The organism is Chloroflexota bacterium (assembly GCA_016235055.1).
In the GTDB taxonomy this organism is placed as follows: Bacteria; Chloroflexota; Anaerolineae; order JACRMK01; family JACRMK01; genus JACRMK01.
Map to the genome: position 1 here is coordinate 1 of JACRMK010000023.1, position 12,080 is coordinate 12,080.

The window sequence follows — 12,080 nt, forward strand, 5'->3', positions numbered from 1 at the left end:
CCGCCGCGCACCTCCCCAAGAACGATTCCCCTTCTCCCCCACAACGCGGGGGAGAAGGGGCCAGGGGATGAGGGGGCGAGGCACTGCAGGTAAGCTCTTAATTGAGAGTTCAATACGGGCCGTGCCAGAAACATCGTGCATGCGGCTATCGCGTGGTTGTCTTGGCCAGACATGCAATGAATACCCGTCCGCAGACGTGGTAAACAATTACACGTAGTCTTTGCAAGCACCCGGCCGGCGTCACACAGATAGGAAGCCGGCGGATCGCCCCTCGCAAACTTATCTCCCCTCTGAGACGCCGTCATAGACGCTGCCGAGACGCAGCGAAAGTCGCGCACGCGGTATTCTGTCGACAACCTTTGGCATAGAGCCAAGCGAGCCGACCTTGACCTCTTTCCCAGCCGCCAACGACATGGACGACGACCAGGCGCCTCGTCCCGCCGAGTCGTTCATCGTGAAAATCTGGATCGAGGACACTGCGGTACCTTCCGGCAATCTGATCTGGCGCGGCTACATCACGCATGTCTTGAGCGGCGAGCGGCGGTATTTTCGGGCATTGACGGAAATTGGGGAGTTCATTACGCCCTACTTGCAGGAGATGGGTGTTGCCATCCAAAGCCGTTTGAGCCTGGCCCACTGGCTGAAGCGCCGAAAGCAGCCGTTTTGGGACCGCGGCAAGCACTGAACACCGGCCACACGGGCGCTGAGTGACGCACTACGTCGGCACCGGACGGTGAGCAACATGGACTCGTGCCAGCGTTGATCGCCGGCCACGGTGGTTGCCAAACGCAGATTTTGGACAGCAAGGATGAATGACTTCACGGTCATCAGCGCGGTCAGTCAAAGCCTACTTGACGTGTTGAAAGCCGGCATCACGGCCAGCGCCGAGCCGCAGTTGACCGGCGTGCCCGTGTACCTGCTCTCTCCCAAAGAGATGCGGCAGAGCCTAAGCAACAAGACCGGCGTATCGTTGTGGCTGTACCGAATTGGGCGCAATGCAGACCTGCTGAATGCGCCGCCACGCCGCATCTCGCCGACGCAGGTCTCGCACTACCCGGTGCCGCTCGATCTGCATTTCCTGGTGACGCCGCTCATGCAGAAGCCGGAAGACGAGCAGGCGTTGCTGGGGCGCGTGGTGCAGTTGTTCAGCGACAGCGCCATCCTGCGCGGCGCGGCGCTGCGAGGCGCACTGGCCGGCAGCGGCGAGGAGTTTCGGCTCATGCTCGAAACCCTAAGCCTGGAGGAACTGACCCGCGTCTGGGCGGCATTAATGGAATCGTACCAGCTCTCGCTGTCATATCAAGTGCAGTTGGTCACGGTGGATTCGCCGCGGCCGTCAATTCAGGAAAGCCCGGTTTTGACACGCGAAACTCAAGTCACCCAGATCCTTACGGTGAGTTGACGGCATGGGACGGCACACGACCACGGCGCACGGCCTCATATACACGGTGGTGGATGACGTCACGCTTGTCTACCGCGTCGTCGCGCACGGCCAACTGTTCGATGCGGTGTCCGGCCGTGCGCTGACACAAGCAGCGTTCGTCAGCCTCGATCGCAACGATGTTGCAGCCAAAGTGTTGGGCGACGGTTTGTTCTGTCTGGCCGCACATGCTGAGCATGCCTTTCCCAAGCACGACACGCAGACCGACACCGTGCAGGCCACATTCCGCTCTCAAGGTTACGCCGATCAGACCGTGGCTATCGTACTGCCGGCCGCCGCGCCGTTTCCGATTGCCGTCGCGCCGGTGCGCTTGCGCCCGAACCCGGTACTGCTGGCTGGCCGCGTGAACCAGGCGACGGGCGCGCAGGCGCCAATAGCCGGCGCCTTGGTAACGGCCCAGGATGCGGCATCGCAGCACGCGCTGATCTTGCGCACGCCGCTGGCCAATCGTTACCTCGCTGGCGCCAGCGTTTCGCCCGTGCCCCCGACGGGCGCCACGCAGACGCTGGTGCAGACCGTTGAGGCGGGCGTGGCGGTGCTGGTGCTGAATAGCGCGCTGGCCGCGACGCGGGTGGAGGTCAGCGACGGCGTTCAGAGTGAGCAGATCGATGTGGGCGCGCTCTCCGACGCGGACGGCTACTACCGGATGCGCGGCATCGGCGGCGTGGCCGGTTTCAGCCTGCGCTGCGACAGCGGGCCCCAAACCCAGACCACTGAGTACGCGGTGAACTACGGACAACCCGTGAATCGGGTCGATTTTGCGCTTTGACACAGAGCCCCAGTTAAGGAGCGTGTGAAATGCCAGAATATTTGGCCCCCGGCGTGTATGTTGAGGAAGTCGATCGAGGCACCAGGCCGATAGAAGGGGTCAGCACCAGTACGGCCGGATTTGTCGGCATGACGCTGCGCGGCCCGACCGTCGGGCTGCCGGCGCTCGTGACCAGTTTCGCGGATTTCCGGCGCAAGTTCGGAGACTATTTCGACTTTGGAGCGACCTTTGCCGGGCACAACTACCTGCCCTACGCCGTTGAAGGCTTTTTCACCAACGGCGGTCAGCGCGCGTATATCATGCGCGTTATGCCGGCCAGCGCGGCCAAGTCGAATCGCACCAGCAGCGGCGGTCTGGTCACGCGGCTCAAACCCGGCGAGAACGCCGCCGTGGGACAGGCCAAACTCAAGCTGCTGAGCCTGCGCGGTCTGAGCGCCGGATCGAAACTCCGCTTGCGCATGGTCAAGGACGGGATTACCTATGAATCCGCGGACCTGACCATTGTCGCCGGCGGGTTGAACCGCGCCAGCAACGAAGTGACCGTCTCGGCCAACATCGGCATCGCGCCGGCCGGTCCGGCAGAATTCGACGCGCGGCTGACCTCGGTGTTCAGCGACGTGGGCACGCTGGCCACGGCGCCGGCCGCGTCGGTGGGGCTGGTCACCGCGCTGGGTTCGCCGGTCGCCGCCCGCCCCAACAGCTTCGTCGTGCGGGCGCGCTCCCAGGGCGCCTGGGGCGACAGCCTGTCGGTGCAGGCCGAGCACAGCACCGCCGCGCGCGCCGAGCTGGACACCTCCGTCAGCGGCGGCATCCTGGCCGGCCCGCCCGACAACCAACTGGTGCTGAAAACGCCGGCCGGCTTCTATGTGGGGGCGTGGGTGGAGATCGACCGCGGCGATGAGAAACGCTACCGCAAAGTCTTAGCGGTCCTCGGCAATGTGGTCACGCTGGACGGCGCCGCTCTGAACGCCGCAGCCATCGCACCGCAGGCCCCCGCCACTACGACGGTGCTCTCGGTATGCGAGTTCAAACTCAGCGCCACGTATGGCGGTGTCACCGAGCAGTTCGGCGGACTGACGCTGGAAAATGTGACCGGCAAGTACTTCGCAAACGTGATCAACGGTTCATCGACGCTGATCGAGATCGATACCGCGGCGCTGCCCGCCGGCACACACCCGTTCCTGTACCCGTCGGCGCCGGACGGTTTGCGCTTCACGCTGACCGGAGGCAATAACGGCGCCGCGGCCCCGACCGACGCCGATTACAAAGGCGTGGACAATGGCCCCGGCAACCGCACTGGCTTGAAGGCGCTGGAGGACATCGACCAGGTCAGTATCCTGGCCGTGCCGGGCATCACCACGCAGTCGGTGCAGAACGCCATGATCGAGCAGTGCGAGCGGTTGAAGGAGCGCTTTGCGGTGCTGGACCCCCGGCCAAAGGCGGGCGACAAGCCGCCCGATCTCGACGACATCCAGAGCCAGCGCGGCCTGTTCGACACCAAATACGCCGCGCTGTATTATCCGCGCCTCGTGGTCGACGACCCGCTCACCGACGGCGAGCGCGCCGTGCCGCCCAGCGGGCACATGATCGGCATCTACGCCCGCACCGACGACGAGCGCGGCGTGCACAAAGCGCCGGCCAATACGGTGATCTTTGGCATCAACGGCCTTGAGCTCACCATCAACCGCGGCGAGCACGACATCCTGAACCCGCTGAACATCAATGTCCTGCGCGACTTCCGCGCGGACCGGCGCGGCTACCGCGTGTACGGCGCGCGCTGCCTGACGGCCGACACGCTCTGGAAGTACGTGCCCGTGCGGCGCCTGTTTATCTTCCTCGAAGAGTCGCTGGACGAGGGCACGCAGTGGGTGGTCTTTGAGCCCAATGACGAGCCGCTCTGGGCGCGCGTGCGGCAGAGCGTGGAGTTGTTTCTCACCCGCGTCTGGCGCGACGGGGCGCTGATGGGCGCGACACCGGAGCAGGCGTTCTATGTGCGCTGCGACTACAGCACCATGACGCAGGACGATATCGACAACGGCCGGCTGATCATGGAGATCGGCGTAGCGCCCGTCAAGCCGGCCGAATTCGTCATTATCCGCATCGGCCAGAAACCGGGCGGCGCGACCATCGAAGAGGCCTAGCGCCGCCGCGCAGGCGGACGGCCCCACACCTTGAGGAGTCAGCCATGGCAACCGGAGAACGCAAAGACCCGTTTCGCGGGTTCAACTTTCAAGTGCAGATCGACAACAGTTCCGTGGCCGGTTTTCGCGAGTGCAGCGGACTGAGCTTCACGACCGATCCGGTCGAATACCGCGAAGGCACCGATAAGCCGCTGCACCCGCGCAAACTGACGGCCATGCGCCACTTCAACAACATCAGCCTCAAACGCGGAATGACCGACAGCAAGGATCTCTGGAACTGGTACAAGAACATTCTGAACGGCAAAGCCGACCGGCGCGACGGGGCCATTGTCCTGCAGGACGAAGAGCACAAGGAAGTGATGCGCTGGAAGTTTGAGAACGGCTGGATCAGCAAATGGGAAGGCCCGTCCATGAACGCCACGAGCAACGACGTCGCCATCGAGGCCATTGAAATCTGTGTGGAGCGCGTGGAACTGGTATAAGCACCCATGCCGACCTACCTGACGCCGGGAGTGTATTTTGAATGGGCCGACGAGAGCCGCAAGGGCATCTCGCCGCTGCGCACGGACATCGCCGCGTTGATCGGCCTGGCCGAGCGCGGTCCGCTGCACACGCCCACGCGCGTCCGCTCGTGGCAGCAGTTTCAGACGGTGTTCGGCGACTTCATTGCGCCGGCGTACCTGGCCTACGCAGTCAAAAGCTTCTTCGAGAATGGGGGGCGCGAGTGTTTTATCGTGCGTGTGGCCGCCCCGCCGGCCACAACGACCACCAGCGGCCCTCAGCCGGCCGAGCGCGCCTCATCGCAGCTATTGGACGTATCCGGCTTTGCCCCTGGCGCCATAGTGACGGCATCGCAGACGCGCCAGCAGGTCGTGGCCGGCGGCGCAAGTACAAGCCACGCGGACACACCAGTGGCTGACGTATCCGGGTTCCCCCAGGGCGCACTCGTCGAGATCACGCAGACGCAGGTTGGCGGTACGCTGCGGCTGTGGCGGCGCGTCGCCGGATTGGACGCGGCGTCGCTGCGCATCATCTGGGACCAGCCGCTGGACACGGTGCTCGACCTCAGCCGCGCGTTCACCCTGGCCGTAAACCACCAGAGCGACCATTTGCTCGCGCGCGTGTCGGGCACGCAACTGTTCTGGGAAAGCCCCTTGCCCACATATTACGATCTGAGCCGGCCGATCAGCCTGGCAACCGGGGCCGGGTCGGCCGCAGTTTCGGCGCTGGGCGAGAACGGCCGCGTGTCGTTGACCATCAGCGCCAGCAGCCCTGGGGTGTGGGGCAATGATCTGCGCGTACGGATCGGTCGAAGCAGCAGCGCCGCCACGCGCACGCGCACGGCGATTCAGAGCGCGGACACGTCGGCCGTCAGCAGTATCGCCGGGTTTCTGGACGGCGCGCTCGTGCGCATCTCGCAGGACGACGGCAGCGTGCCGCCCGCGCCGGTCGTTTCCTATCGGGCCGTAGCGCCGCGGGGCGTTGATGCGGCGCGCGGCCGCATCACATGGGATGCGCCGCTGCCTGCGGCCTACGATCTCATGGCGGCCCAGACGGGCGCACGCCCGATCGCGTTCGAGACGGTGACGTTTAGCCTGAGCGTGTACCTGAACGGCCAGTTGCGCGAGCAGTTCGCCGGACTCACGCTGCTGCCCGATCCTGGGCGCAGTTTCCCGGGACGCGCGTTCAGCGCGGCCGACGAGCGGCGCACAGGCCGCAAGAACCATGCCGAGCAGATCGTCAACAGCGCATCCCGCCTGATCCGCATCCGGGACGAGAACTGGCCGCACGCCCCGGCCGACTACGCGGGCGATCTGCCCGACCAGCGCGCCCCGAACATGCTCAACGGGCGACTGATCCTGCGCGGGGGGCGCGACGGCATCGCCGCAGTCCGGCCGGTCGACTTCATTGGAGCAGAAAACGAAGGCACGCGCAGCGGCCTGCGCACGCTGGAGACCGTGGATGACGTGTCGATGGTGGCCGCGCCCGACGTGATGCTGCGCCCCGCGCCGCCCGTTCAGGTGCTGCGCCCCACCCCGCCCCCGGTGGACGAATGCGCGCTGGACGAACCCAACCCGCCCGCCGCCGAGCCGCCCGAACCGCGCTGGGTCGAGCGCGTGCACGGTTTTAGTCTCAGCGAGATCGAGCGCGTTCAGCAGGCGATGGTGCTGCACTGCGAGGCGATGCACGATCGCATCGCCCTGCTGGACACGCCACCCGCCGAACGCCCGATCGACGATGCCGGCGAGGCGCAGAGCTGGCGCCGCCGCTTTGAATCGACGTTCGCGGCGTTGTACTACCCCTGGCTCATGGTGCTCGATCCGTTGCGGCTGCGCGGCGACGCGGTGCGCCGCGTGCCCGCCAGCGGCGCCGTGGCCGGCATTTTTGCGCGCTCCGACCTTGCATACGGCGTGCACAAGGCGCCCGCAAACGAAGAAGTGCGCTGGGCGCAGACGGCGACGGCCGACATAAACGCCGCCGAGCAGGCCGTCCTGAACCCCATGGGCATCAATTGCATTCGCACGCTGGCCGGGCGCGGGCTGCGCCTCTACGGGGCACGCACCGTGAGCAGCGACCCGGCGTGGCGTTTCGTCAACGTGCGGCGCCTCATGCTGATGATCGAAGAAGCGGTCGAGTCGGGCGTGCAGTGGGCGGTCTTCGAGCCCAACAATCTTGACTTGCGCCACAACCTGGTCGTCGCGATCAGCAGCTTCCTGGAAACGCTGTGGCAGAAGGGCGCGCTGAACGGACGCGTGGCCGAAGAGGCATTCTTCGTAACGTGTGACGATACCAACAATCCGCCCGGGCTGGACGATCTCGGCCGCCTGATCGTCGATGTGGGCGTAGCACCCACGCGCCCGGCAGAGTTTGTGGTCGTGCGCATCGGCAAGACGGCCGACACGCTCGAACTGGCCGAAATGGGCGTGTATGACCTGTCGGGGGCGGTGACGTGAGCATCGGCACGCGGAAAGATCCGGTCAGAGCCTACAACTTCACGGTGACCCTGATCGATTCGACGACGGCGCTGAGCACCATCGCAGTCGCCATTGGCGTGGAGCCGCAGGCGGGTTTCAGCGAGTGCAGCGGGCTTGAGATGGTCATGACGCCGGAAGAATACCGGCAGGGCGGCGAGAATCAAGCCGTTCGCAAATTCCCGTCGCGTATCACGTGGGCCAACCTCCGATTGAAGCGCGGCGTGGCTTACTCCAACGACTTATGGGAGTGGTGCACCGGCTTTGTGGAAGGACGCGGCAAGCGCCGCGACGGCATCATCTCCCTGCGCGACGACGAGCAGACGGCCGTGCGGGTCTGGAAGTTCACGCGCGGCATTCCGGTGAAGTGGAGCGGGCCGGCGCTCAACGCGATGCAGGGGCAGATCGCCTTCGAGGAACTCGAAATCGCGCACGAGGGACTCAAGCTGGTATCGTCGGTCGGCGGCAAGTTGGTAGAGGCCGTGGCGAACATTGTCACGGCGCTGCAATAGCCGGGCGGAGTCGCAACAGGCTGGAAGGAGACGGACTGCCATGGATGTGGAAGTCAGTGAAGTCAATACAACCCTGCGGCTGATGGACTCGCAGGTGATGCTCAACCCGCAGATCAAAGAGCAGTTGTTCAGCGAGTTCGTCGCGCGCTTTCTTGCACAGATGCAGCAGCAGTCCGACATGGAGTCGGGGCGCGAACTGCGCGCGGGCGCGTCGGTGCGCGCGTCCGGCGCGTCGAGGGGGCGCTAGCCGTGCCGCAGATCGCCCAATTCCGCCGCTTGAATCGCCGCTTCGAGCCGGTCGGCGCGCCGATCCGGGTGAAGTTCAATCCCACCGAGTTCACACTGGCGAAGAATGCGCAGGTCGCCGAGATCGCCATCCCCGGGCTCGATGCGCCCATCCTGCAATTTGTGCGCGGGCAGAGCGAGACGCTGGCGCTGGAGCTGTTCTTTGACACGACCGACGACGGCACCGGCGTCGATGCCAAGCCGGTGACCGAATTGACCGACGAGTTCTACAAGCTGATCAAGATCGACCGCGAAACGCACGCCATTCCGATCTGCCGGTTCGAATGGGGCGTTGGCGAGTTCCCCGGTTCGCACATGCAGGGCCAATGGGCGAGCCAGAACGTCTCCCGCGTCAGCGGGTTCGTCTGCATCGTGGATCAGGTGCGGCAGCGCTTCACGATGTTCAACCCCAACGGCGTGCCGATCCGCGCAACGCTGTCGGTTCAGTTGCGCGAATACAAGACGCTGGAGCAGCAGATCACGCAGCTCAACCTGCTCTCACCCGACCACACCCGAGTGCACGTGGTCCAGCGCGGCGACACGCTCAGCCGCATCGCCGACGACGTATACGGCGACCCGCGCCAGTGGCGGCCGATCGCCGATCACAACCGATTGGACAACCCGCTGGCCCTGACGCCGGGCATGGTGCTGGAAATCCCTCCGACGCGATAGGCGGCACGACGATGAGTCAGGCGATTCCAATCTACCGCGAGCGCACCGAGCGCGGCGAACGCGAGACATTCTATGTGCCGTTCTTCCAGGTCAAGATCGAGGGCCACCACCTGCCCAAGGACGTCGTGCAGGATGTCATGCAACTGACCTACCGGGACAAACTGGAGGAGGTCGACTCGTTCGAGCTCACGGTCAACAACTGGGATGCGCTCGAACAGCGCTTCAAGTACGAGCCGCCGATTGCTCCGCGCCAGTCCGGACCGGCGGCCCAGGGGCCGGCCGTGAATGTGCGTGAACTGTTCATGCCGGGCAAACGAGTTGACGTGACGATGGGATACCTCAACCATCAGCGGCGCATGCTGGTCGGGGAGATCACCACGCTGCAGCCCAATTTCCCGGAAACGGGCAGCCCGACGCTCACCGTCGGCGGCTTGAACATCCTGCACGGCCTGCGCAAGGCGCAGCACACGTACTCCTGGGCCAAACCCGAGGAATGGACCGACAGCGCCATCGCGCGCTGGATGGGGCAGCAGCCGGTTTCGAAGACCGCGCCCGGCCTGGGTATCCCGGTGGAGACGCCCAACGCCAGCGAGGAAATGCCCGAGGAGTTCGTGTTCATGCAGAACCAGTACGACATCGTGTTCCTGTTGCAGCGCGCGCGGCGGCGCGGTTACGATCTGCGGCTGGAACTCGAGCGCGACGCGCAGGGCAACGAGCGCCCGGCCAAACTGATCTTCGGGCGGGCGGAAAGCCAGAAGGCGGTGACCTACGAGTTGGAATGGGGCAAGACGCTGGTTTCATTCCGGCCCACGCTGCAGACTGCCAATCAGGTCAGCTCCGTAACGGTGCGCGGATGGGATCGCCGGGCCAAAGCCCCCATCGAGGGCAAGGCCGAGTTTGTGACCGACGCCAGTTGTAATGCGGACTGGAGCACGCGCATCGCGCGAGCCATTAACGGGCGCGAGGAGGTCGTGGAAATGCCGGTGTTTACCCAGCGCGAAGCCGAAGACCAGGCCAAACGCATACTGCAAGACCAGGCGCGGCGACTGATCACCGCGCAGGGCGCAACCGTCGGCCTGCCCGACTTGCGTGCAGGCAGCACCATCGTGGTGTTGGGCTTCGGCGCGCGGCGCACCGGCGAGAGCGTCAGCACCCAGTCGGCCGGCATGTTCGACGGGCGGTACTTTATCACCGAGACCACCCACACCATCAACGATCAAGGCTATCGCACCACGTTCTCGGCGCGGCGCACCGGAGACCTGTCATGAGCCTGAATCCCGGCCGCCTCTTCCCCGAAGGCGTCAGCGACGATTTTGTGGATGCCGACTGCATGGCGCGCTACATCGAAGACGCTATGCTGCGCCAGTCGCCGCCGCCCGACGCGGACGACGACGGCAAGCGCGGGCGGCGTCTATTCTGCGTCGCCATCAGTGAAGGCATCATCGGCTACCTGCGCGAGCACGACGGCACGGATTTCTTTCGCGTTCACGTCGCAAGCGGGGGCACGGCGCTCGATGGCCGGCTGGAGATCATGTGACGTGGGAACCGACATGAACGACCAGTACGGCGTGATGAGCGGGACGGTCAAAGCCGTCGGAGACCCAAACTACCCGGGCTGCGTGCAGGTCGAGTTTACCTGGATGGGCGGGCGCAACCAGGCCTACTGGGCGCCCGTGGCGGCGCCGATGGCGGGCGGCGGGCGCGGCGCGTATTTCATGCCCGAAGTGGGCGACGAAGTGCTGGTGGCCTGCGACCGCGGCCGCGTCGACCACATGTTCGTGATCGGGTTCACCTGGAATGGCGTCGACGCCCCGCCCAGCGGCAGTGTGCGCGAGCGCATGATCCGTTCGGTGAACGGCCATGCCATACGCATGCTGGACAGCACGCCCGACAGCGGCGACAAGGGCGCGCTGATCATCCAGGACGCCAACGGCAATCTGATCACGATGGCCAACGGTGTGGTCACGATTCACGCCGAAGGCGTGCTGGTGCTGGAAGGTGCATCGATAATCCTGCGGCCATCGGGAGGCTCGCGTGTCGTTCAACCAGGCGGCAATCCCCTGTGAGTGATCATGGCTAAGATCGATATTGCGGTCGAGTCCACCCTCGCCGAGAAACTCAACATCCCGGCCTGCGTCGACATGAGCTTGCCCAAGCCGACGCCGTTGAAGATCACGCTGCCAACGGGCGGCTCGCTCAACGCCTTTACCGACATGTCGCGCGGCGTGCCGACCGACTGCGCCCTCACGTTCAGCCTGATGCTGCAGATCGCGCCGCTGCTGGCCAATATGGACTGCATCCTGAAGATCCTGGGCATCATCGGGCCGCTCATTAAAATCGTTAAGGGCCTGCCGTTCCCCCCGCCCAGCGCCATATCCGACTTTATCAAGGCGGCGGGCAAACTGGCGCCGTGCCTGGCGATGGTCATCGCGCCGCCCGCCAGCCTGGGGCCGTTTATTCGCGACATCCTGTGTCTGATTCTCAATGTGCTGCGCTGCTTTATCAGCCAACTCAAGATGATCAAGCAGATGGTCGGCGGGCTGGGCTTGCAGTTGCAGGCGGCGCAGGCGGCCGGCAACACCGACCTGGTGGCCGCGCTGCAGTGCTCGCAGGACAATGCCGGCCAGGCCGCCGCCAGCGCCATGTCCGCCATGGAGCCGGTGTTCGCCCTGCTGAGCATGGTCTCGCCGGTAATGGAACTGGCGCAGGTGCCGGCCATCAACGTGAGCCTGCCGGCGCTGGGCAACCCGAGCGACGTGCAGGCGATCGAAGGCGTCATCGTCTCGCTGACCGGCGTGGCCGACGCCATTCAGATCGCGACCGATGCGCTGGGAGGGTGCGGCTAATGGCCGAGCGCGCATTCACCGGCAAGGGCTGGCGCTTCCCCGTGCGCGTCAATGCGCGCGGCGGGTTGTCCTATGCGTCCGGCGAGCAGGATATCACCGAGGCGATTTGGATCATCCTGAGCACGGCGCCCGGCGAACGACAGATGCTGCCCGGCTTTGGCTGCGGCATCCACAATCTTGTGTTTGCGCCCAACGATCCCGGCACGCGCGGCGCGCTGGCCCAATCGGTGCGGCAGGCGCTGGCCAACTGGGAGCCGCGCATCGACGTGGTGAATGTTCGCGTCAGCGCGCCGGAGGAGAACTTGCTATTGATCGCCATCGACTATCGCGTGCGCGCCACCAATGCGTTCACTAACCTGGTCTATCCGTTCTTCATCCGCGAAGGCCGCAACGACGGAGCGGTCGCGGGCGCGGAGCAAGCGCCCCGGTTGTCCGCCTGAGG

The 12,080-nt window shown here is 65.2% G+C and carries 14 protein-coding genes; all 14 read left to right on the top strand.

Going from position 1 to position 12,080, the window contains the following annotated elements:
* Nucleotides 1–412: 412 nt before the first annotated feature.
* The 14 genes from HZB53_06170 to HZB53_06235 all read left to right on the top strand — a co-directional run bounded on the left by HZB53_06170 (nt 413) and on the right by HZB53_06235 (nt 12,078).
* On the top strand, nt 413–685 hold the full coding sequence (locus HZB53_06170) for a hypothetical protein (protein ID MBI5877215.1): 273 nt from the start codon (nt 413–415) through the stop codon (nt 683–685).
* A 123-nt stretch (nt 686–808) separates the two neighbouring features.
* Nucleotides 809–1,402, top strand: coding sequence for a DUF4255 domain-containing protein (locus HZB53_06175; protein MBI5877216.1), 594 nt, complete (start codon nt 809–811; stop codon nt 1,400–1,402).
* Between the two features lie 4 nt (nt 1,403–1,406).
* Nucleotides 1,407–2,210 carry a hypothetical protein gene (locus HZB53_06180; protein ID MBI5877217.1) on the top strand — a complete coding sequence of 268 codons (804 nt, stop codon included), beginning with the start codon at nt 1,407–1,409 and terminating at the stop codon, nt 2,208–2,210.
* A gap of 29 nt (nt 2,211–2,239) precedes the next feature.
* Complete coding sequence (locus tag HZB53_06185; GenBank protein ID MBI5877218.1) at nt 2,240–4,351, top strand: phage tail sheath subtilisin-like domain-containing protein; 2,112 nt, start codon at nt 2,240–2,242, stop codon at nt 4,349–4,351.
* 44 nt (nt 4,352–4,395) lie between these two features.
* Nucleotides 4,396–4,833 (top strand): phage tail protein, encoded by a 438-nt coding sequence (locus HZB53_06190; GenBank protein MBI5877219.1) that lies wholly within the window; start codon nt 4,396–4,398, stop codon nt 4,831–4,833.
* Nucleotides 4,834–4,839: 6 nt separating this feature from the next.
* Nucleotides 4,840–7,305, top strand: a complete 2,466-nt coding sequence (locus HZB53_06195; protein ID MBI5877220.1) for a phage tail sheath family protein — start codon at nt 4,840–4,842, stop codon at nt 7,303–7,305.
* Entirely contained in the window at nt 7,302–7,835 is a 534-nt protein-coding gene (locus HZB53_06200) for a phage tail protein (protein ID MBI5877221.1), read from the top strand. Before HZB53_06195 ends, HZB53_06200 begins: the two co-directional genes overlap by 4 nt.
* Nucleotides 7,836–7,875: 40 nt before the next feature.
* Complete coding sequence (locus HZB53_06205; protein MBI5877222.1) at nt 7,876–8,082, top strand: hypothetical protein; 207 nt, start codon at nt 7,876–7,878, stop codon at nt 8,080–8,082.
* 2 nt (nt 8,083–8,084) lie between these two features.
* Nucleotides 8,085–8,792: a LysM peptidoglycan-binding domain-containing protein gene (locus HZB53_06210; protein ID MBI5877223.1), complete on the top strand. Its 708-nt coding sequence runs from the start codon at nt 8,085–8,087 to the stop codon at nt 8,790–8,792.
* Nucleotides 8,793–8,803: 11 nt separating this feature from the next.
* Nucleotides 8,804–10,060 (top strand): phage late control D family protein, encoded by a 1,257-nt coding sequence (locus HZB53_06215; GenBank protein ID MBI5877224.1) that lies wholly within the window; start codon nt 8,804–8,806, stop codon nt 10,058–10,060.
* Nucleotides 10,057–10,329 carry a hypothetical protein gene (locus HZB53_06220; protein ID MBI5877225.1) on the top strand — a complete coding sequence of 91 codons (273 nt, stop codon included), beginning with the start codon at nt 10,057–10,059 and terminating at the stop codon, nt 10,327–10,329. The genes HZB53_06215 and HZB53_06220 overlap by 4 nt, the downstream gene beginning before the upstream one ends.
* On the top strand, nt 10,307–10,858 hold the full coding sequence (locus HZB53_06225; protein ID MBI5877226.1) for a hypothetical protein: 552 nt from the start codon (nt 10,307–10,309) through the stop codon (nt 10,856–10,858). The genes HZB53_06220 and HZB53_06225 overlap by 23 nt, the downstream gene beginning before the upstream one ends.
* 6 nt (nt 10,859–10,864) lie before the next feature.
* Entirely contained in the window at nt 10,865–11,638 is a 774-nt protein-coding gene (locus HZB53_06230) for a hypothetical protein (GenBank protein ID MBI5877227.1), read from the top strand.
* Nucleotides 11,638–12,078, top strand: a complete 441-nt coding sequence (locus HZB53_06235) for a GPW/gp25 family protein (GenBank protein MBI5877228.1) — start codon at nt 11,638–11,640, stop codon at nt 12,076–12,078. The genes HZB53_06230 and HZB53_06235 overlap by 1 nt, the downstream gene beginning before the upstream one ends.
* The last annotated feature ends 2 nt before the right edge of the window (nt 12,079–12,080 follow it).